This window comes from Frigoribacterium sp. AC759 (genome assembly GCF_979256015.1).
Map to the genome: position 1 here is coordinate 38105 of NZ_CEEDMT010000010.1, position 23696 is coordinate 61800.

Annotated in this window: 15 protein-coding genes; 9 read left to right on the forward strand and 6 right to left on the reverse strand. The window is 71.8% G+C overall.

Features of this window, described 5'->3' with window-relative positions; genetic code table 11:
• Nucleotides 1-67: 67 nt before the first annotated feature.
• The 4 genes from ACZ6JE_RS09310 to ACZ6JE_RS09325 all read right to left on the reverse strand — a co-directional run bounded on the left by ACZ6JE_RS09310 (nucleotide 68) and on the right by ACZ6JE_RS09325 (nucleotide 6988).
• Nucleotides 68-2578: a glycoside hydrolase family 65 protein gene (locus ACZ6JE_RS09310; RefSeq protein WP_192060503.1), complete on the reverse strand. Its 2511-nt coding sequence runs from the start codon at nucleotides 2576-2578 to the stop codon at nucleotides 68-70.
• Complete coding sequence (locus ACZ6JE_RS09315; protein ID WP_464318776.1) at nucleotides 2575-3435, reverse strand: HAD family hydrolase; 861 nt, start codon at nucleotides 3433-3435, stop codon at nucleotides 2575-2577. The genes ACZ6JE_RS09310 and ACZ6JE_RS09315 overlap by 4 nt, the downstream gene beginning before the upstream one ends.
• 129 nt (nucleotides 3436-3564) lie before the next feature.
• Nucleotides 3565-6195 (reverse strand): glutamate--cysteine ligase, encoded by a 2631-nt coding sequence (locus tag ACZ6JE_RS09320; protein ID WP_464318777.1) that lies wholly within the window; start codon nucleotides 6193-6195, stop codon nucleotides 3565-3567.
• Between the two features lie 172 nt (nucleotides 6196-6367).
• Nucleotides 6368-6988, reverse strand: a complete 621-nt coding sequence (locus tag ACZ6JE_RS09325) for a TetR/AcrR family transcriptional regulator (RefSeq protein WP_320477281.1) — start codon at nucleotides 6986-6988, stop codon at nucleotides 6368-6370.
• Nucleotides 6989-7063: 75 nt separating this feature from the next.
• On the opposite strand from ACZ6JE_RS09325, the gene ACZ6JE_RS09330 reads away from it, so the two are divergent.
• Nucleotides 7064-8581, forward strand: a complete 1518-nt coding sequence (locus ACZ6JE_RS09330) for an MFS transporter (RefSeq protein ID WP_464318778.1) — start codon at nucleotides 7064-7066, stop codon at nucleotides 8579-8581.
• 78 nt (nucleotides 8582-8659) lie between these two features.
• Complete coding sequence (locus ACZ6JE_RS09335; RefSeq protein WP_464318779.1) at nucleotides 8660-12109, forward strand: DEAD/DEAH box helicase; 3450 nt, start codon at nucleotides 8660-8662, stop codon at nucleotides 12107-12109.
• Nucleotides 12110-12206: 97 nt separating this feature from the next.
• Here the strand turns inward: ACZ6JE_RS09335 and ACZ6JE_RS09340 are convergent, their stop codons facing one another.
• Nucleotides 12207-12509, reverse strand: a complete 303-nt coding sequence (locus ACZ6JE_RS09340) for a putative quinol monooxygenase (RefSeq protein ID WP_192060508.1) — start codon at nucleotides 12507-12509, stop codon at nucleotides 12207-12209.
• Between the two features lie 247 nt (nucleotides 12510-12756).
• Between ACZ6JE_RS09340 and ACZ6JE_RS09345 the strand changes: the two genes are divergently transcribed.
• From ACZ6JE_RS09345 to ACZ6JE_RS09375, 7 genes are all read left to right on the forward strand, one after another.
• Nucleotides 12757-14199 carry an APC family permease gene (locus ACZ6JE_RS09345; protein WP_464318780.1) on the forward strand — a complete coding sequence of 481 codons (1443 nt, stop codon included), beginning with the start codon at nucleotides 12757-12759 and terminating at the stop codon, nucleotides 14197-14199.
• Nucleotides 14200-14553: 354 nt separating this feature from the next.
• A complete protein-coding gene (locus ACZ6JE_RS09350) occupies nucleotides 14554-16257 on the forward strand; it encodes an ABC transporter substrate-binding protein (protein ID WP_464318781.1) in 1704 nt (567 codons plus the stop codon).
• 65 nt (nucleotides 16258-16322) lie between these two features.
• Nucleotides 16323-17312, forward strand: a complete 990-nt coding sequence (locus tag ACZ6JE_RS09355; protein ID WP_192060532.1) for an ABC transporter permease — start codon at nucleotides 16323-16325, stop codon at nucleotides 17310-17312.
• Nucleotides 17313-17415: 103 nt separating this feature from the next.
• Nucleotides 17416-18396, forward strand: a complete 981-nt coding sequence (locus ACZ6JE_RS09360; RefSeq protein WP_192060531.1) for an ABC transporter permease — start codon at nucleotides 17416-17418, stop codon at nucleotides 18394-18396.
• On the forward strand, nucleotides 18393-19349 hold the full coding sequence (locus tag ACZ6JE_RS09365) for an ABC transporter ATP-binding protein (protein ID WP_243216019.1): 957 nt from the start codon (nucleotides 18393-18395) through the stop codon (nucleotides 19347-19349). Before ACZ6JE_RS09360 ends, ACZ6JE_RS09365 begins: the two co-directional genes overlap by 4 nt.
• Nucleotides 19346-20251 carry an ABC transporter ATP-binding protein gene (locus ACZ6JE_RS09370; protein ID WP_464318782.1) on the forward strand — a complete coding sequence of 302 codons (906 nt, stop codon included), beginning with the start codon at nucleotides 19346-19348 and terminating at the stop codon, nucleotides 20249-20251. The genes ACZ6JE_RS09365 and ACZ6JE_RS09370 overlap by 4 nt, the downstream gene beginning before the upstream one ends.
• Nucleotides 20238-22367, forward strand: a complete 2130-nt coding sequence (locus ACZ6JE_RS09375) for a beta-galactosidase (RefSeq protein WP_464318783.1) — start codon at nucleotides 20238-20240, stop codon at nucleotides 22365-22367. The genes ACZ6JE_RS09370 and ACZ6JE_RS09375 overlap by 14 nt, the downstream gene beginning before the upstream one ends.
• Nucleotides 22368-22644: 277 nt before the next feature.
• Here the strand turns inward: ACZ6JE_RS09375 and ACZ6JE_RS09380 are convergent, their stop codons facing one another.
• The gene (locus tag ACZ6JE_RS09380) at nucleotides 22645-23415 is read right to left on the reverse strand and encodes an inositol monophosphatase family protein (RefSeq protein WP_464318784.1); all 771 of its coding nucleotides are present in this window, start codon (nucleotides 23413-23415) and stop codon (nucleotides 22645-22647) included.
• Nucleotides 23416-23696: the final 281 nt, after the last annotated feature.

The following is a 23696-nucleotide window of genomic DNA, read 5'->3' on the forward strand; positions in this document are numbered from 1 at the left end:
GGCCTTTCCACGCGCCGCGAGAGACATCTTCTGACCACCGACGCACCCGCGCGAGACGGAGCGGTGCCTAGGCGCCCGCCTCGTCGTCCGTCTCGTACCGGTCGACGCTGATCGTCGGGATCGACGCCGTGATGACCGACCCGTCGGCGCGCATCAGCCCGCGCAGGTCGTTCGTCGTCGGCACCTTGGTGGTGATGCGCGGCCCCTGGTCGTCGAGTGCGATGCGCACCGGCGCCTCGGGCGTGACCGTGAAACCCTGCTCGCGCACCCACAGCTCGACCTCGCCGCCGGTCTCGATCGTGAAGACGATCTCGTGCTGGGCCAGGTCGACGCGCACGCGGCTGCCCCGGATCTGCACCCGGAACGTGAGCTCGGTCCACTCCCCGGGCAGACGCGGGTCGAAGCTGAAGCGGCCGAGCCAGTCGCGCATGCCGCCGTACCCGTTGACGAGCGCGCTCCAGATGCCGCCGGTCGAGGCGACGTGCACCCCGTCGGAGGTGTTGTTGTGCAGGTCTGCGAGGTCGACGAAGAGCGACGACAGGAAGTACTGCTGCGACAGCTGGTGGTGCCCCACCTCGGCCGCGACGATCGACTGCACGACGCCCGAGAGGGTCGAGTCGCCGGTCGTCAGCGCGTCGTAGTACTCGAAGTCGCGCAGCTTCTGCTCGGCGGTGAACTCGTCGCCCTGCAGGTAGAGCGCCAGCACGACGTCGGCCTGCTTCAGCACCTGGAAGCGGTAGATCACGAGCGGGTGGTAGTGCAGCAGCAGGGGGCGCTTGTTCTCGGGCGTGGCGTCGAGGTCCCAGAGCTCCTTGTCGAGGAACTGCGCGTCTTGAGGGTGGATGCCGCGGTGCTCGTCGTAGGGGATGTGCATGGCCTCGGCGGCGAGGCTCCAGCCGTCGACCTCGTGGTCCTCCAGACGGAGGCGCGCCACGAGCCGGTCGTAGGCGGCCGGCGACTCCTTGGCCAGCCAGGTGACCGTGCGGACGGCGGCCCGGAGGTTCGCCCGGGCCATGACGTTCGTGTACAGGTTGTCGTCGACGACGGTCGTGTACTCGTCGGGCCCGGTGACGCCGTCGATGTGGAACCGCTGATCGCCGTTCGACCGCCAGAAGCCGAGGTCGGCCCAGAGACGGGCTGTCTCGACGAGGATGTCGACGGCGCCCCGCTCGAGGAAGTCCTGGTCGCCCGACGCCTGCACGTACTGGCTGAGGGCATGCGAGATGTCGGCGTCGATGTGGTACTGCGCGGTGCCGGCGGCGTAGTACGCCGACGACTCGAGGCCGTTGATCGTGCGCCAGGGGAACAGCGCCCCGCGCTGGTTCAGCTCGACGGCGCGGTCGCGTGCCGCGTCGAGCATCCCGAGCCGGAACCGCAGCGCGTTGCGGGCCACGTTCGGCGACGTGTACGTGAGGAACGGCAGCACGTAGATCTCGGTGTCCCAGAAGTAGTGCCCGCCGTAACCCGAGCCGGTGACGCCCTTCGCGGCGATGCCCTGGCCGTCGGTGCGGGCCGTCGCCTGCGCCAGCTGGAAGAGGTTCCAGCGGATGGCCTGCTGCACCTCGGGCTGACCGGCGACCTCGACGTCGCTGCGAGCCCAGTAGTCGTCGAGCCAGGCGCGCTGCTCGGCGAAGACGTTCTCGATGGGCTGATCGGCGATGCGGTCGAGGGTGCGGTCGCAGCGATCGGCCAGTTCGCGCGGCGGCACCCCGCGCGACGTGTGGTAGGCGACGGTCTTGGTCAGCGTGACCTTCTGACCGGCCTTGGCGCGCACGCGGTAGACGTGCTTCGCGATGTCGTCGTCGATCTGCGACGACTCGTCCCAGCCGTTCTCGGTCTCGAGCACGTGGTCGGCGCCGACGGCGAGGGTCATGCCCGAGTTGGTGGTGCGGTAGCCGAGGATGGCGCGCGACCCGCCGTTGCGACGCAGCTCGGGCTGCAGCACGCGGTCGTCGAACGACTCGGCCCGTCGCGGGTCGAAGGCGTCGGCCGCCGCGCGCATCCCGGCGTGGTACTCGTCGCCCATGTCCTGGCGGTTGAGGATCTGACTCGAGATCAGCAGCGACGCGTCGGCGTCGAGCACCGTCACCTCGTACTGGATGACGGCGAGGTGACGCTCCTCGAACGACACCAGGCGGCGGCTGGTGACGAGCACCTGCTTGCCCGAGGGGGTGCGCCATTCGATCTCGCGGACGAGCACGCCGTCGCGGAAGTCGAGGCGGCGGCAGTGCCGGAGGATGTCGGCCTCGAACAGCACGAACGGCTCGTCGTCGACGTAGAGGCGGATCACCTTGGCGTCGGGCACGTTGACGATGGTCTGACCGACCCGCGCGAATCCGAAGGCCTCTTCGGCGTGGCGGATGGGCCACGTCTCGTGGAACCCGTTGATGAACGTGCCGAACGAGTGCCCGCCGCGCCCCTCGTCGGGGTTGCCGCGGAGACCCAGGTAGCCGTTGCCGACCGCGAAGACCGTCTCGGTGCGACCCTCGTCGCCCTGGTGGTACTCGTCTTCGATCAGGGCCCACTCGTCGACCGGGAACCGGCGGCGGTCGAGCGGGTCGGACGTGATGTGGTTCACGGCTGGTCCTCTCGCGGGCTGGTGCTGATGTCGTGGTCGGTGTTCGGAGCGATTCGAGGAGGCGGTGGGTCCGAGGGCGCGTCGGCCCGCGTCCGCGACGATCCGAGGCTCCCGACGACCTCGGCGAGATCGTCGACGACGACGTCGGCCCCGAAGTCGAGCAGGGTCTGCGCCCCGGTGCCGCGGTCGACGCCGAGCACGAGGCCGAAGGCCCCGCGACGACCGGCCTCGACGCCCGACTGGGCGTCTTCGACGACGACGCAGTCGGCGGCGGTCAGCCCGAGACGGCGAGCGCCCTCGAGGTAGGTGTCGGGGGCCGGCTTGCCCGTGATGCCCTCCGCCGCGGCGACGACGCCGTCGACGATGACGTCGAAGCGGTCGCGGAGACCGGCGGCCTCGAGCACGGGCACGGCGTTGCGCGAGCTCGAGACGACGGCGACGCGGATGCCGAGCGCGATCGCCCGGTCGAGGAACTCGACCGACCCCGGGTACGGCGCGACCCCGTTCTCGTCGAGCTCCGCCGCGAAGGCGGCGTTCTTGCGGTTGCCGAGACCGCGCACGGTCTCGACGTCGGGCCCGTCGTCGTCCGACCCCTCGGGCAGGGTGACGCCGCGGGCGGCCAGCATGGCGCGCACGCCGTCGTAGCGCGGGCGGCCGTCGACGTGCTCGAAGTAGTCGGCCTCGGTGTACGGCGCGAGCCCTCGGGGTTCGAAGTACTCGGTGAACAGCCGCGACCAGGCGCGCATGTGCACCTCGGCGGTCGGTGTCAGCACCCCGTCGAGGTCGAAGAGCAGGGCGTCGAGCGAGGCGAGACGGAAGACGTCGCGCGGGCCCTCGGAGGGCGGGGATGCAGGCACGGGCCGATCACTTTCGAGCGATGTCGAGTCAGGAGGTCGTCATCGGAGCGTCGGTGATCCGGTGAGGCACGACACCCCGCGGGGTGTCCGCGCCCAGTCTGACAGGTCGGCGGCGACGGACGGACCCCGTCACGACCGCGCGTCGACGGGTTCCCCCTCGCGCGCCTCCTCGGGTCCGACGATCCAGGTGTCCTTCAGCTCGCCGCCCTGCTCGGCGGTCACCACCATGCTGCCCTCCGGGGCGACCCGGGTGAGGGCCAGGTCGGCGAGCGCGCTCTCGCCCTCGCCGAGCCCGGTGACGTGCACGAAGCAGCGCAGGTCGATGTGCCGCGGCTGCAGCCCCGTGGCGGTGAGGGTGGGGTGCGACGACAGCTGGACGACCTCCTGGGCGACCCAGTGCGCGGGGTCGGCGGCGATGGCGACCCGGCGCGCGCCGACGGCCGCGGCCGAGGCGGACGGTCCGATCAGCACCCCGTGCCCTCCTCGGCCGTCGACGGGCTTGGTGACGAGCTCGCCGACCCGTTCGAGCACCGAGACCCGCTCGGCCGGGTCGCCGGGTCGGTAGGTCGGCACCGATTCGAGCAGCGGCTTCTCGCCGAGGTAGTAGGCGATGAGGTCGGGCACGGCGCAGTACATCGACTTGTCGTCGGCGAGACCGGTGCCGGGGGTGTTCGCGAGCACGACTCCCCCGCCGACGGCCGCGTCGATCAGGTGCTCGCCGAGCCGGTCGTCGTCGGGCGACGCCGCGTCGATCAGCTCGCCGTCGAGGCGCACGTACACGGCGTCGATCACCGTGCCGGTCGCCCGCTCGACGACGAGCCCGTCGCGCACGATCAGATCGCCCGGTCGCACGAGCAGCAGACCGGCGCCGTCGGCCAGCACCCGGTGCTCGTACCAGCCCGAGCTGCCCGGTCCGTCGCTGAGCAGGGCCGCGACGCGCTCGCGGTCGGCATCGCGGTCGCCGCCCAGGTCGCCATCCCGGTCGCCTGCGAGGTCGCCGTCGACGGGCCGAGGAGGCGCGGCGTGCGCCAGCAGCGTCCGTCGCAGCATCGAGAACACGGTCGTCGGGTCGAGCAGCCCGGCCGGTCGAGGGGCGTCGGGCACGACCGCGTCGAGCATCGCGCGGACGGCGAGCGAGAAGGCGGCGCCGCCCGGCGAGCGCACGGTGTCCTCGAGCACCCGCCACGAGCCGAACTCGGTGCGGACGAGATCGAAGCCCTGGAGGGGCGCGCGCACGACGTCGGCCGGCAGCCGGGTCGCCTCGTCGCGCCAGCCCGAGGCGCCGACCACCTGGTGCTCGGCGAGGACGCCGTCGGCCACCACCCGGCGGTCGCCGTAGGCGTCGCGGAGGAACGCCTCGATGGCTCGGGCGCGCTGGGTGAGCCCCGCCTCGAGTCGCGCCCACTCGTGCCGGCCGACGACGCGGGGCACGAGGTCGCCGCGGAACTCGCGTTCGTGACCGTCGACGACGGGGCCGACCCGCGCCTCCTCGGCCCAGCGGTCCCGGTGGGCGACGCGCTCGCGGAGGCCCTCCGCGCCGAGGTCGACGAAGAAGGCGGCGATGTCGGCGTAGGCGGCGCGGGGCTGCAGCCCGGGCCCGATCGCCTCGTCTCCGGCCCGGAGCCGGTAGCCGGTCAGGGTCGGCACGGCGGCGCGACGCCCGGCGGCGGGGCCCCGGGTCTCGTCGAGCACCTGCGCCACGACGTCGTCGAGCTCGCCCCGTTCGGCGAAGGCGGCGCGTTGCCGGTCGGCGCTGTTGCCGCGGGCGAGGGTGGCCTCGGCGAGGTCGCGCACGTCGTCGTAGTCGCCGAGCTCCTCCAGCTGGGGCCGGAGGTGCTCGACGAGCGCGCGGACGGCGTCACGGGCCGGCAGGCGCGACGGGTGCGCGTCGAGGTCGAGCAGCTCGCCCGAGAGGCCCGCCCGCGCCGCCTGCCACATCGCCGCGCGGTGCAGCGGCTGAGCGCGGAGCTCGTAGGGCCGGTCGGCGAGCACGTCCAGCTCGGCGTGCCGGACGGCCGCCCGGTACAGCCCGGCGATCAGCACGGCGTCGTCGACGAGCGGGCAGGCGTCGCAGGTGCGCAGCTCGAGGGTCGGCGCGTGCGAGGACGGCCGCACGTCGAAGTAGGCCATCTTCGCGTCGGCGATGACGCCCGAGGCGATCAGGTCGTCGAGCAGGCGGTCGTACTCGGCGGCGTCGCGCATCGGGCCGGTGGCGCCGGCGCTCGGCCAGCGCTGCCAGATGATCGACCGGATGCTCGCGTAGCCGGTGTCCTGTCCGTTCCAGAACGGCGAGCTCGCCGACAGCGCCAGGAGGGCGGGCAGCACGGGGGCCACGCGACCGGCGATCCGCACGGCGACGTCGCGATCGGCGACCCCCACGTGGATCTGCAGCCCGCAGATCAGCTGCTCGTCGACCAGCAGCCGGTACTGCTCGTGCATGCGCCCGTAGCGCCCGGTGGGGGTCAGCTCGAAGTCGGCGAACTCCGACCGGGGCGCCGTGCCGACGGCGGCGACGGCGAGACCCTCGGCGGCGGTGACCTCGGCGACCTCGCGGCGCAGCTCGACGATCTCGCGACGGAGGTCGCTCAGCGTCCGCACGACGGGCACGTTCGTCTCGATGGTCGAGCGCTGCAGCTCGGCGCCGAACCGGTCGGCGGGCAGGCGGCTCAGCAGGTGCGGCGCCCTCGTCGACAACCGCCCCGTGGCGACGTCGATCAGATGCAGCTCCTCTTCGGCCCCGAGCGTCAACTCCGCAGTCATGGCCCGACCCTAGGGCTCAGAGACACCGTTGGGGCGGGTTACGTGAGGAATTCACAAGAAGTTGAGGAGGCGCGGCGCCGAGGAGGCGCGGTGCCGAGGAGGCGCGGTGCCGAGGAGGCGCGGTGCCGAGGAGGCGCGGTGCCGAGGAGGCGCGGTGCCGTCGCGCCCGCGGTCAGGCGTCGGCGGGCTGCCGCACTCCGGCGGCGGGGAGCAGCACGCCGTCGATCAGCGAGATCAGGAAGTCGCGGTCGACGGGCCTGCGGAGCACGAGCACCCGGTACGAGACCATCGACGGCGTGACGAGCGCGAGCGACTCGATGTCGGTACCGGGGTCGATCTCGCCGCGCTCGAGGGCGCGGCGCATGAGCAGTCGATTGGCCTGGGCCCGCGGCTGCACGATGGCGCTGTCGACGGCGTCGGCCAGCTCGGGCGTGGTCGAGAGCATCGTGACGACCCCGGCCATCACCCGCATCTTCTTCTCGGCCTCGTCGATGCTCTGCGGCTTGATCATCGCGACGAGGTCGCCGCGGAGGGTGCCGGTGTCGGGCAGGTCGTCGAGATCGACCGCGCCCTGCTTCAGGCAGGCGACCGCGTCGACGACGAGCTCGCCCTTCGACGCCCACCGGCGGTAGAGCGTCGCCTTGCCGGCCTTGGCGCGGGCGGCGACCATCTCGATGGTCATGCCCTCGAAGCCCGTCTCGGCCAGCACGTCGATGGTGCAGCGGAGGATCTCGGGGTCGCGGCTGTGATCGCGCTTCCGCCCCGGGCGGCCGGGCGTCGGTGCATCGGTCATGCCGGTGACTCTACCTCGCGAGTTTGCGAGACCGGGCATATCCGAAACCGACGAGACTCGTATATGCTCGCGCCCATGTCTCGGACCTCTCCGCTCTCTGGCGACGCGACCCGCGCCTCCTCGTCCCGCCGCTGGTGGACCCTCACCACCGTCGCCCTCGCCCAGCTGATGGTCGTGCTCGACTCGACCGTCGTCAACATCGCGCTGCCCGCCGCCCAGGCCGACCTCGGCTTCTCGGACGGCGACCGGCAGTGGATCATCACCGCCTACTCGCTCGCCTTCGGCAGCCTGCTGCTGCTCGGCGGCCGCATCTCCGACCTGATCGGCCGCAAGCGCACCTTCATCGTCGGCCTGATCGGCTTCGCGCTCGCCTCGGCCCTCGGCGGCGCCGCCGACAGCTTCGGGCTGCTCGTCTTCGCGCGAGCGCTGCAGGGCGCGTTCGGCGCACTGCTCGCCCCCACCGCGCTCGCCGTGCTGACCACGACCTTCACCGTGCCGAAGGAGCGCGCCCGCGCGTTCGGCGTCTTCGGCGCGATCGCCGGCGCCGGCGGGGCGATCGGCCTGCTGCTCGGCGGGTTCCTGACCGAGTACGCCTCCTGGCGCTGGAACCTCTACATCAACGTCGTCATCGCCGTCGTGGCCATCGCCGGCGCCGCGGTCTTCGTCTCGCACATCACCCGCACGGGCCCGCGCCCGAAGCTCGACGTGCCCGGCACCGTGCTCGTCTCGGCCGCGCTGTTCTCGCTCGTCTACGGATTCTCTAACGCCGAGAACGAGGGCTGGGGCTCACCTCTGACCTGGGGGTTCCTCGTCGCGGCCGTCGTGCTGCTAACCGCCTTCGTGCTCTGGCAGCGCCGTGCCGAGCACCCGCTGCTGCCGATGTCGATCGTGCTCGACCGCAACCGGGGCGCCGCGTACAGCTCGGTCACCATCGCGGGCGCCGGCATGTTCGGCATCTTCCTGTTCGTCACGTACTACCTGCAGACCTCGCTCGGCTACACGCCGACGCAGACGGGTCTCGCGTTCCTGCCGATGATCGGCATGCTCGTGCTCGCCGCGCAGCTGTCGACCAACATCTTCGTGCCGCGCTTCGGTCCGAAGATCATGGTGCCGTTCGGCATGGCCCTCGGCGTGATCGGCATGCTGCTGCTCACGAGGCTCGATCTCGACAGCGGCTACGCCGGCGACGTGCTGCCCGCGCTGATGGTGCTCGGCTTCGGCATGGGGTCGATCATGCCGGCGTCGATCCAGACCGCGACCCTCGGCGTCGATCGCGAGCACGCCGGAGTCGCCTCCGCCATGGTCAACACCAGCCAGCAGGTCGGCGGATCGATCGGCACCGCGCTCCTCAACACCCTCGCGGCCACGGCCACGGCGAACTATGTGATCGACAGCACGTCGACGACGGGTGCGGTCGCCGCCGAGGCCGCCGTCGCGGGCTACGCGACCGCGTACTGGTGGGGAGCCGGGTTCTTCGCCGTCGGCGCCGTCATCGCCGCGCTGCTGTTCCGCCGACGTGCGCCCCAGGCACCGGACGAGGAGGCGCGGGCCGGGATCTCGACGGAGACCGGGCCGGTCGCCGTCCCCGCCTGATCGTCCCGGTCTCGCGGCCGCGCACGACCCCTCGGGGCGGGCTCTCCACAGGGCCCGCCCTCGACGCTCTCGGCGTCGGTGGCTGCTGACATCATGGTCGGCATGGACCACACGGACGGCATGGGCGACGACGGGGCCGAGGCCGACTTCTCCCCTCTCACGCCGCTGATCGACGCCGTCGACATCATCCGACTCGTCGGGCCGATGGCCTTCAACCGGGCGAAGGAGTACGCGGCGACGGGTGCCGTCACCGAGACGTCGTGGCACCCCGCCGACGAACGCATCACCGGCACCGTGCAGGGCACCGAGGCCACCCCGTACCTCAGCGAGATCGTCGTGCGAGCCGGCCGGGGCGACTACAGCCGACCGCTGCGCAGCACCTGCAGCTGCCCCATCGGCGGCGACTGCAAGCACATCGCGGCCGTGCTGCTGCAGAGCAACACCGCGGCCCTGCTGCAGCGACGCGGGGCGTCGAGCGGCGGGCTGCAGTCGGGTGCGCTGCCGTCGGGTGCGCTGCAGCCCGGCGGCCTGGCGGGGTCCGCCCTGGGCGAGATCACCTCGGCGTCGAGCGCATGGTCGCCGACGGGTGCGGTCGACCCGGGCGACTGGCGATCGGTCGTGGGCTCCCTCGGTCGGTCGACCCGCGCCTCCTCGGCTCGAACGACCGGCATGGGGCTGCTGTTCGAGGTGCGCGACCGGGCTCCCGCCCCACGACCGGGCGGCCGACGCCCGCCGGGTGGCACGGGTCGATCGATGCCGCCCCGCCTCGGCGTGCGACCGGTCACGCTCAGTGCGACGGGCAACTGGGTCAGAGGCTCCCTGACCTGGACGTCGCTGCCGTACCAGCTCAACCGTCTCGCCGTCGACCCCGATCAGCACGCCTGGTTCGGTCAGTTCGCGGCCCTGCACCGATCGGTCGTCGCGACCTACGTGCCCGGCGACGCCGACTGGCTGCACCTCGACGACTTCGCCAGCCCGCTGCTCTGGCCGCTGCTCGCCGAGGCCTCGCGACTGGGGGTGGCCTTCGTCACCGGCAAGCGCGCGACCGACGTGACGATCGGCGAGCAGGCGCAGGTGACCGTCGACGCGACCCGCGCCGCGGATGGGGCCGTGCTGCTGACCGCGGGCGTCTCGATCGACGGCTCGACCGGGCGCGCGCCGATCGCGGGGGTCGTCGGCGACCACGGGGTGTGGACGGCCGAGACGTCGCGGGCGCTTTCGGTGGTGCTGGCTCCGACGGCCGCGCCGCTCGGCGCCGACGAGCGTCGGCTGCTGACCCTCACCCCCGAGATCCTCGTGCCGGCCGCCGAGACCGCCGAGTTCCTCACCGACTTCTACCCCGCGCTCCGCCGCAGCGTCGACGTGGTCAGCTCCGACTCGTCCGTCGAGCTGCCCGAGATCGTGCCGCCGAGCCTCCTGCTCACGGTCGGCTTCGAGAGGTCGCACACGCTGCGGCTCTCGTGGGGCTGGTCGATCGACGGCCGACGGCTGCCCCTCGACGCCCACGGTCCGGTGCCGACCCTCGACGAGCTCGCCGCGCCTCCTCGAGACACGGTTCTCACCGGGGTCGCGGCGGCCGAGTTCGCCGCCGAGGTGCTGCCGGCGCTCGAAGCCCGAGCCGACGTCGTCGTCGACCTCGTCGGCACGCGGCCCGACTACCGCGAGCTCACCGACGAGCCGCATCTGACCGTGACGACGATCGAGACCGACAAGCGCGACTGGTTCGACCTCGGGGTGCTGGTCACCGTCGAGGGGCGCACGCTGCCCCTCGTGCCGCTCCTCACGGCGATCGCCAAGCGGCAGCGCAAGATGCTGCTGGTCGACGGCTCGTACCTCTCGCTCGGCTCGCCCGTCTTCGACGAGCTGAAGCGCCTGCTCGACGAGGCGGCCTCGCTCGACGAATGGGAGACCGGGCCGCGCATCAACCGGTACCAGGCGGGTCTCTGGGCCGAGATCGACGACCTCGCCGACGAGACGGTGCAGGCCGACCGGTGGCGCTCGGCCGTGGGCGGGCTCCTGGCGCTCGCGCAGCGGGGCGAGGGCGGTGGTGACGGCGAGGGCGACGGGTCGGGGCTCGTCACGACTCCCCCGGCGGTGCCCGCGTCGATCGACGCGACCCTGCGGCCGTACCAGCGCGAGGGGTTCGAGTGGCTGGCGTTCCTCTACGAGCACGGGCTCGGCGGGGTGCTGGCCGACGACATGGGTCTCGGCAAGACCCTGCAGACCCTCACCCTGATGGCGCACGTGCGCGAGACGGAGGACCCTGCCGAGCGGCGGCCGTTCCTCGTCGTGGCGCCGACCTCGGTCGTGGCGAACTGGGTGCTCGAAGCGGCCCGGTTCGCCCCGGGTCTCGTCGTGCACGGGGTGACCGAGACGGAGCGGAAGAGCCGGGGCGCGCTCGCGACCGCCCTCGACGGAGGCGCGGGGCCGGTGCCCGACGTCGTCGTCACCTCGTACGCGCTGTTCCGACTCGACGCCGCGGCCTACCAGGCGCACGCCTGGGCGGCGCTCGTGCTCGACGAGGCGCAGTTCGTCAAGAACCGGGCGTCGCAGGCGCACCGTGTCGCCGTCGAGCTCGACGCCCGGGTCGCGATCGCCATCACGGGCACTCCGCTCGAGAACAGCCTGATGGATCTCTGGTCGCTGTTCCGCATCGTCGCCCCGGGTCTGCTCTCGACGGCGAGCGCGTTCACCGAGAGCTACGTCAAGCCGATCGAGGCCGGCGGGCGACCCGAGCACCTCGACCGGCTGCGTCGGCGGATCCGCCCGCTCCTCCTCCGCCGCACGAAAGAGCTGGTGGCGGCCGACCTGCCGGCGAAGCAGGAGCAGGTGCTCCGCGTCGATCTGGCGCCCGCGCATCGCGAGCTCTACGACACCTTCCTGCAGCGCGAGCGCCTGAAGCTGCTCGACCTCATCGACGACCTCGACCGCAACCGCTTCATCGTCTTCCGATCGCTGACGCTGCTGCGCATGCTCTCACTCGACGCGGCGCTGCTCGACGAGGCCTACGCCGACATCCCGTCGGCGAAGCTCGACCAGCTGATCGACGAGCTCGACGACGTCGTGGCGGGCGGGCACCGCGCGCTCGTGTTCAGTCAGTTCACGTCGTTCCTCGGGCGGGTCGCCGCGCGGCTCGACGAGCGGGGCATCGCCCACGAGTACCTCGACGGGTCGACGCGTCGACGGGCCGAGGTGATCCGGCGCTTCAAGACCGGCGACGCCCCCGCGTTCCTGATCAGCCTCAAGGCCGGTGGGTTCGGGCTGACCCTGACCGAGGCCGACTACGTCTTCATGCTCGACCCGTGGTGGAATCCCGCGGCCGAATCGCAGGCCGTCGACCGGACGCACCGCATCGGCCAGACGAAGAACGTCATGGTGTACCGGATGATCGCGAACGGCACCATCGAAGAGAAGGTGCTGGCGCTGCAGAAGAAGAAGGCCCAGTTGTTCGACGCCGTCATGGACGACGACGCGGTCTTCAGCTCGGCGCTCACCGCCGACGACATCCGCGGTCTGCTCGACGTCTGAGCCGGCGCCGGGTCTGCGCGCCCGGCACCTGGTCTGCGCGCCCGGCACCGGCGCTGAGCGTCGGCGCCGGGTCCGGATCGTGGTCCGTGCGGAGGCGTTACGCGTCGAGCGGGATCGTCGTCGAGAACGAGCGCGTCGTCGGCGGCTCGACGAGCACCTCGGGCAGGCGGTTGGCACCCTCGGGCGTCGCGCGCCACGCGACGTAAGCCTCGTGATCGGCGGCCGTCGCCCAGGTCTCGACGACGATGGCGCGCGTCGGGTCGTCGTCGTCCACGACGACCACGAGGTCCTGGCAGCCCGGCCAGGCACGGGTCGCGACGAGCGTCTCTCGGACGATGTCGCGGGCGAGGTCGAGCTTGTCGGCGTCGAAGTGCACCTCGAGATGGACGGTCGTGGTCATGCGGTTCCTCCTGCGGTCGGAGGGTCGACGCTACGCGCGTCTCCCCCGTCTGCCCGCACCGCGCCTCCTCGGACGCGATGCGCCTCCCCGCTCGCGCCTGCGCAATCCACCCACGCGGCGCCTCCTCGGCTGCACCGCGCCTCCCCGGCTGCACCGCGCCTCCTCGGCTCCGGGGTCGACAAGCGGCGCGGAGCGGGGGCAGGATGTCGTGGACATCCGTGCTCCACCGACGCACCCGGAGGTCGCCATGACCACGTCGAGCAACACGAAGCCGCCGACCACCGACACCGGTGAGACGCCCACCGAGCTGAAACGGGCGATCGGCCCCAAGCTGCTGCTGCTGTTCATCGTGGGCGACATCCTCGGCACGGGCGTCTACGCGCTCACCGGGCAGGTCGCCGCGGAGGTGGGAGGCGCGGCCTGGCTGCCGTTCCTGATCGCGTTCGCCGTCGCCCTGGTGACCGCGTTCTCGTACCTCGAGCTCGTGACGAAGTACCCGCAGACGGCCGGGGCCGCCCTCTACGTGCACAAGGCGTTCGGCATCCACTTCGTCACGTTCATCGTGTGCTTCGTCGTGATGTGCTCGGGCATCACGAGCGCCTCGACCGCCGCGCGCGCTTTCGCGGCCAACCTCGCGGCGGGCATCGGCGTCGAGCTGTCGAACGGCGTCGTCATGGCGATCGCGATGGGGTTCATGCTGCTGGTGATGGCGATCAACTTCCGAGGCGTGAGCGAGAGCGTCAAGGCGAACGTCGTGCTCACGCTCGTCGAGCTGTCCGGTCTGCTGATGGTGATCATGATCGGCTTCTGGTTCATCGCAGGCGGCAACGCTGATTGGGGGCGGGTCGTGCTGTTCGAGACGCCGGGCGACAAGTCGCTGCTGCTGAGCATCAGCACGGCGACTTCGCTCGCGTTCTTCGCCATGGTCGGCTTCGAGGACAGCGTCAACATGGCCGAGGAGACGAAGGACCCGAGCCGGATCTTCCCGAAGGTCATGCTCACCGGGCTCGGCATCGCCGCCGTCATCTACGTGCTGGTCGCCATCTGCGCCGTCGCGGTCGTGCCGATCGGCGAGCTGGCCGACAACGAGACGCCGCTCGTGACCGTCGTCAACACGGCCGCCCCCGACTTCCCCATCGGTCAGCTGCTGCCCTTCATCTCGATGTTCGCCGTCGCCAACAGCGCCCTGATCAACATGATGATGGCCAGCCGCCTGCTCTACGGCATGAGCCGCCAGGGCGTGCTGCCCGGGTTCCTGTCGAAGGTGCACGCGAAGCGCCAGACCCCCTGGGCCGCGATCGTCTTCACCACGGCGCTCGCGCTCGGGCTGATCGGCTACGTGTCGCTGTCGCCCGAGTCGCCCATCGTGGCGGTGCTCGGCGGCACGACGTCGCTGCTGCTGCTCGCCGTGTTCGCCGTCGTCAACGTGACGGTGCTCGTGCTGCGCCGCGACCGCGTCACGCAGAAGCACTTCCGGGCGGGCACCGTGCTGCCGGTGGTGGGCGTCGTCGCGTGCCTGTGGCTCGTGCTGCCGGTGTCGTCGGGGCGCGGAGCCGAGCAGTACGAGATCGCCGGAGGGCTGCTCGCGATCGGGATCGTGCTCTGGGCCGTGACCTTCGTGTCGCGGCGCGGCAAGCCGGTGCCGAGCGAGGCGATCGCCGAGGCCGATCGCGCCGAGCCGCCCGCGTAGCCGCCCGCGCGCATCCGTGTGACCCGAAGCGAGCCGCGGCAGCCCGCTACGGCACCCTTCGGGTCACCTCGATGGCCGCAGACGAGGCGCGCGGGCGGGCGCGCGGGCGGGCGGGCGGCGGGCGGGTCGGCTGGACACACGCGTACGCGACCTTCGGCGGGTTCCCGTCATCGGGGGCGGGTCAGCGCTGACCCGCCGCCGATGACGGGAACCCGCCGAAGCACAGGACGCACGAGAAACTTGACGAGCTTTATTTAGTGGGGTAACAATGGGCCATCGGGGCGACGACGCCCTGTGACAACGATGTCAGCACCGCCCAGGGCAGCCCGCGGCGGTGCAGCGAAAGGATCGACGATGTTCCTCCGTGCTTCGACCGGCCACCGGCCCGTCCGCCCCCGCTGGGTCGTGGGGGCCGCGGCCGCCGCCTCCCTCGCGCTCGTCCTCACCGGCTGCTCCGCCGGCGGCTCGAACTCGAGCTCCACCCCCTCCGACACCCTGGTCGTCTACACCGGTCAGGCCGGCGACTACCAGATCAACTTCAACCCGTACTCGCCCTCGAGCATCGGCGGCATCGGCGCGATCTACGAGTCGCTGTTCTTCGTCACGAACGTCAACACCGAGGCCTACGAGCCCCTGCTCGGCACCGAGTACACCTGGAACGAGGCCGGCACCGAGCTGGCCGTCACCCTCCGCGACGACGCCACCTGGAGCGACGGCGAGCCCTTCACCGCCGACGACGTCGCCTTCACCTTCCAGATGCTGCTCGACACCCCGTCGCTGAACACCAGCGGCTTCGACGGCACCGTCACGGCGACCGACGACACCCACGTCGTCTTCACCTGGAGCAAGCCCGCGTTCGTCGCCGGCCCCACCCTGCTCGGTCGCACACCGATCGTGCCCGAGCACCTCTGGTCGGGCATCGACCCCACCACCGACGTCATGGCCGAGCCCGTCGGCACCGGCGCGTTCACGCTCGACGACTTCAAGGCGCAGGCGTTCACGCTCGCCTCGAACCCCGAGTACTGGGGCGGCGAGCCCGAGGTGAAGAAGGTCCGCTACCTGTCGCTGTCGGGCAACACGGCCGGCGCCGACGCGCTCGCCGCCGGCACCATCGACTGGCAGACCGGCCCCGTGCCCGACATGGAGAACGTCTCCGAGAACTACCCCGGCTACGACGCCGTCACCATCCCGCAGAACCAGGTCGCCCTGCTCACCTGCTCGAGCGTCGAGCTCGGCTGCGAGGGCCCCCAGACCGACCCGGCCGTCCGCCAGGCCATCTACTACGCGCTGAACCGTGATCAGGTGAACTCGCTCGCGTTCCAGAACACCGCCAGCGAGATCTCGCCCACGTTCGCGCTCACCTCGACTCAGGAGGACCTCATCTCGGCCGACGTCGCCGAGCCCGTCGCGCCCTCGGCCCCCGACCTCGACAAGAGCGGCGAGCTGCTCGAGGAGGCCGGCTACACCAAGGGCGGAGACGGCGTGTACGCGAAGGACGGCGAGCCGCTGAAGCTCACGGTCGAGGTCGTCACCGGCTGGACCGACTACATCACCGCCATCGACACCATGGGTCAGCAGCTGAAGGCCGCCGGTATCGAGCTCACGGCCTCGCAGTCGTCGTGGAACGAGTGGACCGACAAGAAGAGCAAGGGCAACTACCAGCTCGCGATCGACTCGCTCGGCCAGGGCCCCGCGTCCGACCCGTTCTACCTCTACGACCAGTACTTCAACACCGCCTACACGTCCGAGGTCGGCGAGGCCGCCCCGACGAACATGGCGCGCTTCAGCGACCCCGCCGTCGACGCCGCACTCGCCGAGCTGAAGGCCGTCGACCCGGCCGACACCGCGGCCCGTCAGGTGCAGTTCGACGTCATCCAGGCCGCGATCGTCGAGGACATGCCCTACATCCCCGTCATGACCGGCGGCACGACGAGCGAGTTCCACTCGTCGAAGTTCACCGGCTGGCCCACGATGGACGACCTGTACGCGTTCCCCGCGATCTGGGCCTCGCCCGACAACGCTCAGGTCTTCAAGAACCTGAAGCCCACGGGCGAGTAGGCGATCGTCGTGACCGAGGAGGAGACGGCGGCCCCCGAGACGACGTCGAGGCCGGGTGAGGGTTCGTGAACTACTTCGTCAGGAAGCTTGGCTTCTACGCCATCGCGCTGTGGGCGGCGTTGACCCTGAACTTCATGATCCCGCGCCTGCTGCCGGGCAACCCCGTCGACATCCTGCTGGCCAAGCTGCAGCAGCGTGGCGGCGTGGTGACGGCGGACACCCGGGAGGCCTACACGCTCCTCCTCGGCGGCGACTCGTCCGAGCCGCTGCCCGTGCAGTACTGGAACTACCTGATCAACATCCTCCGCGGCGACCTCGGGGTCTCGGTGAGCTACTTCCCGGCACCGGTCAGCGAGGTCATCGCGGGGTCCCTGCCGTGGACGATCATGCTCGTCGGCATCGCCACCGTGATCGGCGCCGCCCTCGGCGTCCTGCTCGGCGCCTTCGTCGGCTGGAAGCCGGGCACCTGGCTCGACTCGCTCGTGCCGGCGACGACGCTGCTCGCGGCCGTGCCGTACTTCTGGCTCGCGCTGATCCTCGTCTACGTGCTCGCCACGTCGATGCGGCTGTTCCCCTCGCAGGGCGGCTACGACGTCGTCCTCGACCCGGGCTGGGACTGGGCGTTCATCTCGTCGGCGATCGAGTACGGGTTCCTGCCCGCTCTCACCATCGTCATCGCGTCTCTCGGCGGCTGGCTGCTCGGCATGCGGAACATGATGGTGTCGACCCTGTCGGAGGACTACATCCTCACGGCGCAGGCCAAGGGACTCAGCCAGGGGCGCATCCTGCGCGGCTACGCGGCCCGCAACGCGGTGCTGCCGAGCGTCGCCGGCTTCGCCATCTCGCTCGGCTTCGTCGTCTCGGGGTCGATCGTCACCGAGCAGGTGTTCTCGTACCCGGGCATCGGCGGCAAGCTCCTCTCGGCCGTGACGAACAACGACTACGCGCTGATGCAGGGCATCTTCCTGTTCATCACGCTGGCCGTGCTCGGCGCCAACCTCGTGGTCGACCTGTTCTACGGGATCATCGACCCCCGCACCCGGGCCCGCAGCTGATGCGCGGCGCACGGACCGGAGCCCAGGAGGCGCGACCCACCCGGGTGGGCCGCTCCCGGACACAGACACCGCGCCTCCTGCAGGCCGATCTCGGAGAAGACTCATGACGAACGTCGCGCCCCTCACGGAGGCCGCGGTCGCGGATCCGACCGCCGAGCTCGCGTCGGCGTCCGCCGACAGCGGCAAGCCGCCCCGCTCGCCCTGGCGGCTGATGCTGCCGACCATGACGCCGTGGCTCGCCACCGGCCTCGCCCTGATCGGCGTGATCGTGCTGTTCGGCGTCGTCGGCCCGTTCTTCGTCGGCGACCCGGCGGCCATCCGCGACATCGGACTGACGGGACCGTCGGCCCAGCACCTCCTCGGCACCACCCAGACCGGGCAGGACGTCTTCGCGCAGCTGGCCTGGGCGACCAGGGGCTCGCTGCAGATCGGGCTGATCGTGGGCGTGCTCGCGACGGCGCTGTCGGCGTTCTTCGGGATCCTCGGCGCGTACATCGGCGGGTTCACCGACGAGGCGTTCTCGTTGTTCTCGAACGTGTTCCTGGTGATCCCCGGACTGCCGCTCGTCATCGTGATCTCGGGCTTCGTGCCGCAGGAGCAGCGCGGGCTGTGGACGATCGGCGTCGTGCTCGCCATCACCGGCTGGGCCGCGTCGTCCCGCGTGCTGCGGGCGCAGACCCTGTCGATCCGGTCGCGCGACTACGTGGCCGCGTCGCGGGTCGCGGGCGAGCGGCCGTGGCGGGTCATCACGGTGGAGATCCTGCCGAACCTTCTGCCGGTGCTCGCGTCGCAGTTCGTCTTCGCGGTGATCGCCGCGATCCTCGGCGAGGCGGGGCTGTCGTTCCTCGGGCTCGGGGCGTCGAACTCGTCGACCCTTGGCACGATGCTGTTCTACGCCCAGAACGGCTTCGCGCTGCCGCTCGGCGCCTGGTGGTGGTTCGGCCCTCCCGGTCTGATCATCGCCCTGTTCGGCACCGGCCTCTCGCTGATCAACTTCTCGATCGACGAGATCATCAACCCCAAGCTCAAGAACGTCCGACTGCACCGCAAGCAGGCGCGTCGGGCCCGGAAGGCAGCACGATGACCCCCACCCAGGAGGCGCCGGTCGCGTCGCGCACGCGCACCCGCCGCGACGCCGTGCTCACCATCGACGACCTCACCGTCGTCTACGAGGTCGAGAACCCGGTCACCGCCGTGAAGTCGGCCAGCCTCACCCTCGGACCGGGGGAGATCCTCGGGCTCGCGGGCGAGTCGGGCTGCGGCAAGACGACCCTCGCCTACGCGATCAACCGGCTGCACCGGCCGCCGGCGCGCATCGCGACGGGGTCGGTGACCTTCCACGACCGCGACGGCACCGACGTCGACCTGCTCGCCCTCGAGTCGGAGGAGCTGCGGGCGTTCCGCTGGTCGAAGCTGTCGATGGTGTTCCAGGGCGCGATGAACGCCCTGAACCCCGTGACGACGGTGCGGACCCAGCTGGAGGACGTCCTGATCACGCATCGTCGCGGCATGTCGAAGAAGGAGCGCCGCGAGCGGGCGGCCGAGGTGCTGACCCGCGTCGGGGTCGACCCGGTGCGCCTGTCGTCGTACCCGCACGAGCTGTCGGGCGGCATGCGGCAGCGCGTCATGATCGCCATGGCCATGCTGCTCGAGCCGCAGATCATGATCATGGACGAACCCACCACGGCGCTCGACGTGGTCGTGCAGCGCGACATCCTGCGCGAGATCGTCCGCCTGCGCGACGAGCTCGACTTCGCCGTCATCTTCATCACGCACGACCTGCCGCTGCTGCTCGAGATCAGCGACCGGATCGCCGTGATGCTGCAGGGCGAGATCGTCGAGCTGTCGACGGCGCAGCGGATCTACACCGACGCGCAGCACCCGTACACGCGGCGGCTGCTCAGCTCGTTCCCGAGCCTCAGCGGGTCGCGCGGGGCGTTCATCCGCACCGGCGTCGACGAGGGCTCGCCCGTCGACACCGACACCCGCTCCGTCGTGCTGCCCACGCCGGACGACCTCGAGGAGGGGCTCCGATGACGAGCATCCAGATCACCGACCTGACCAAGGACTTCGCGGTCGGCTCGGGGCTGTCGCGGAAGGCCTTCCGGGCCGTCGACCACGTCTCGTTCGACCTGCTGCCGGGTCGCACCGTCGCGCTCGTCGGCGAGTCCGGCTCGGGCAAGTCGACCATCGCCCGGATGCTCGCCAAGCTCGAGAAGCCCACCTCGGGCACCATCGACGTGCAGCTCGACGACGGCACGCCCGTCATGGGGTCGCTGTACCGACGGCACGTGCAGATGGTCTTCCAGGACCCGTTCGCATCGCTGAACCCGTTCCACTCGATCGAGCACCACGTCGCCCGACCGCTCAAGATCCACCGGCGCACCCGCGGTGCCGCGCAGACGCACGAGCGGGTGCTCGAGATGCTCGAGCGCGTGAACCTGAGGCCGGCCGCGGACATCGCGGCCCGGCGACCGCACGAGCTGTCGGGCGGGCAGCGGCAGCGCGTCGCCATCGCACGGGCCCTCGCGCCGGGCGCGCAGGTGCTGATCGCCGACGAGCCCGTCTCGATGCTCGACGTGTCGATCCGCCTCGGCGTGCTGAACCTGATGGGCCGACTGCAGCGGGAGGACAACCTCGCGGTGCTCTACATCACCCACGACCTGGCGACCGCCCGGCACTTCTCCGACGAGATCCTCGTGCTCTACCGCGGTCGCGTCGTCGAGCGCGGGCCCGCCGACGCCGTCATCCTCGACCCTCACCACGACTACACGAAGCTGCTCGCACTCGCGGCGCCCGACCCCGAGCGCGTGGGCAAGATCGTCTCGGACGAGGCCGCCCCCGACCGCGCCTCCCTCGACAACTCGGTGTGCTTCGACCACTACACGGGCGAGTGGCAGACGGCGCGCGAGAAGGGCGGGGCGCGTGCGCGGGTCTGACGGGGGCGGTGGCGGTGCCGGTGCCGGGGCTGGAGCCGGCGCGGGGGCCGGCGCGGGGGCCGGCGCGGGGGCCGGGGGCGGGCGCGGTGCCGCGGCGCGCCTCGCCTGGCCGACGGACGGGCTCTCGTTCGGCGGCGACTACAGCCCCGAGCAGTGGCCGTGGGAGGTCGTGCTCGACGACATGCGGCTGATGCGCGAGGCGGGGGTCACCCTCGTCACGCTCGGCGTCTTCTCGTGGGTGGTGCACGAGCCCCGCGAGGGCGTGTTCGACTTCACCTGGATCGACCGGATGCTCGACCTGCTGCACGAGAACGGCATCGCGGTCGACCTCGCCACCCCGACGGCCGCCGTGCCCATGTGGCTGCACCGGCTGCACCCCGAGATCCTGCCGCACGACGAGCTCGGCCACCCGCTGGCCCCCGGCGGACGCCTCGGCTTCTGCCCGTCGTCGCCGACGTTCCGCCGCTTCGCGCTGCGCATCGTCGAGGCGCTCGCCGAGCACGTCGCCGGGCACCCGGCCGTGCGGATGTGGCACGTCGGCAACGAGCTCGGCGGCGGCAACGCCCGCTGCCACTGCCCGGTGTCGAACGAGGCGTTCCGTCGCTGGGTGGAGGCGCGCCACGGGTCGGTCGATGCGCTCAACACCGCCTGGGGCATGGCGTTCTGGGGCAACAGCTACTCGTCGTTCGACGAGGTCACGACGCCGAGCGGCGTCACGGCCCACAACCCCGGGCAGCTGCTCGACTACGAGCGCTTCTCGTCCGACGCGCTGCTCGAGTGCTACCGGGCCGAGAAGGCGGTGCTGAAGCGCGTGACGCCCGAGCTGCCGGTGACGACGAACTTCATGGTCGGGCTGGGGCCCGACGTCGTCGACTACGCGCGCTGGGCGCCCGAGGTCGACATCGCCGCGAACGACCACTACACGTACGGCCCCGATCCGCTGCGGCACGAGGAGCTCGCCTTCAGCGGGGACCGCATGCGCGGCATCTCGGGCGGCGGCCCGTGGATGCTCATGGAGCACGCGGCGGGGGCGGCGAGCTGGCACCCGATCAACCAGCCGAAGGCGCCGGGCGAGATGATCCGGCACGCGATCGCGCACCTGGGGCGCGGGTCGGACAGCGTGATGTTCTTCCAGTGGCGGGCGTCGCGATCGGGCACCGAGCAGTTCCACTCGGCGATGCTGCCGCACGCCGGTCCGTCGTCGCGGCGGTTCGCCGAGATCACGCGTCTGGGGCGGCATCTCGAGGCGCTGCGCGAGGTGCGCGGGAGCGTCGTGGTCGGCGCCCGGGTCGCGCTGCTGCACGACGACGAGGCCGGGTGGGCGCTGAAGAGCGGCCTGAAGCCGATCAACCGGCCCGATTACGCGGCGACGGCGCGGGCGATCCACACCGCGCTGTTCGAGCGCGGCGTGACGGTCGACGTCGTGCCGGCCTGGCATCCGCTCGAGGCCTACGACCTGGTCGTCGTGCCGGGGCTGTTCCTCGTGTCGGACGCCGACGCCGACGCGGTGCGACGCTTCGCGGAGGCGGGCGGCACCGTGCTCGTCACCTGGTTCTCGGGCATCGTCGACGTGAGCAACACAGTGCGGACGGGCGGCTACCCGGGTGCCTTCCGTGAGCTCCTCGGCGTGCGGGGCGAGGAGTTCTCGCCGTTGACCGACGAGCAGACAATCGAGCTCTCGACCGGCTGGCGCGCTCGGCGCTGGGCCGAGGTCGTCTCGCCGGTCGACGCCGGGACCGAGGTGATCGCGTCGTACCGGGTGGCCGCGGACTCGGGCGTCGTGGCCGACGGGGTCGACGGCGGGCTCGCGGTGTCCCGCCGACCAGTCGGAGCGGGAGCGGCCTGGTACCTCGCGTCGGACCTCGAGCCCGAGGGGCTGGGGGAGCTGCTCGAGCGGCTGCTCGACGGGAGCGGCGTGCGGCCGGCGGCCGTCGCCTCGGCCGGTGTCGAGGTCGTCCGGCGCGCCGCGGGGGAGTCGTCGTGGCTGTTCGCGATCAATCACGGCGCCGTCGAGGGCTGGGTCGAGGCGACCGGGGTCGACCTGCTGACCGGGACCGCGTGGGAGGGGCGAGGCGTCGTGCCCGCCGGGGGCGTGGCGGTCGTCCGCGAGGAGTAGCGCCCGCCCCGCGCGGCGACCCGAGCCGCGCCTCCTCGGGGCCGGTGCGGCGCATCGAGGTGACGCGAAAAGGCGCCTCCGGCCCCCGGAGGCCGCCCTTTGCGTCACTTCGACGCAGGCCCCGCGGCGCGACGCCGCGAGGGGCCGCAAGCGCCGCATCGAGATGACGCGAAAGGGACCCTCCGGACCGCGAAGGCACCTCGACGCGTCACTTCGATGCAGGGCCGCCCGCAGGGTGACGCGAGCCGCGCCTCCTCGGGGCCGCGGATCAGGCGCGTCAGCCGGTCGCGAGCTCCGCCGAGAGCACGGCCTCGACGGCCTCGGCGACGGCCCGGGCCGAACCGGCGAGGTGCCAGCGGCGACCGAGATGCTCGACGATCTCGGTGCCGCCTCCCGCTCCCTCGACCAGGGCGCGCCCGGGCAGCCAGTCCCAGTCGTCGCAGTCGGCCTGCACCCACAGCCCGATCCGCCCGGCTGCCACGTCGGCCAGATCGCAGGTGCCCGACCCGCTGACCCGCACGGTCGCCGACGAGCCGAGGAGGCGCGCCATCACCGCCACGGACCTCCCGTCACCGAGATCCCCCGACTTCACGAACGTGGCCACGCCGCACTCCGCGAGGGGTCGATCGACCAGCGGTGCGACACGACGACCGTTCAGGCGCGTTCCGTCGGCGTCGGCCACCCAGGTCTCGTCGAGCGCAGGGCGGTGGACGGCGCCGACCGCGAGCACGCCGTCGACCTCGAGGGCGACCGCGCTGCTCCACGACGCCAGACCGGACAGGAAGTTGAACGTGCCGTCGATCGGGTCCGCGACCCAGGCGCGGCCGTCGCGCGACACGGACGCCGCGCCCTCCTCGCCGATCAGCCCGTCGTCGGGCCGCTCGCGCGCCAGGGTCTCGCCGATCAGCTCCTCGGCGGCGCGATCCGCCGCGCTGACCAGGTCGGCGTTCGAGGTCTTGCGCTCGGACGCGACGCCCTCGTCGCGCATCCGGATGGCCAGGTCCGCTGCGCCGCGGACGAGGTGCTCGGCGAGCTCGACGTCGTTCATCGCTCCACCCTAGGGGCCGGTGCGGCGCGTCGAGGTGACGCGAAAGGGCGCCTCCGGCCTCCGCAGGCGGCCCTTAGCGTCACCTCGACGCACGCCCCGCCGCGCGACGCCGCGAGGGGCCGCAAGCCCCGCGTCGAGGTGACGCTAAAGGGGCCCCGGGGGCGTCGCAAGGCCCGCTTCGGGTCACTTCGACGCCGGGCCGACCGCGCGGTGCCGCGACGTAACGAGTGCGTTAAGCCTCGGGCCTCGAATCGTGGATACGCCGCGACTGCCTTATCGTT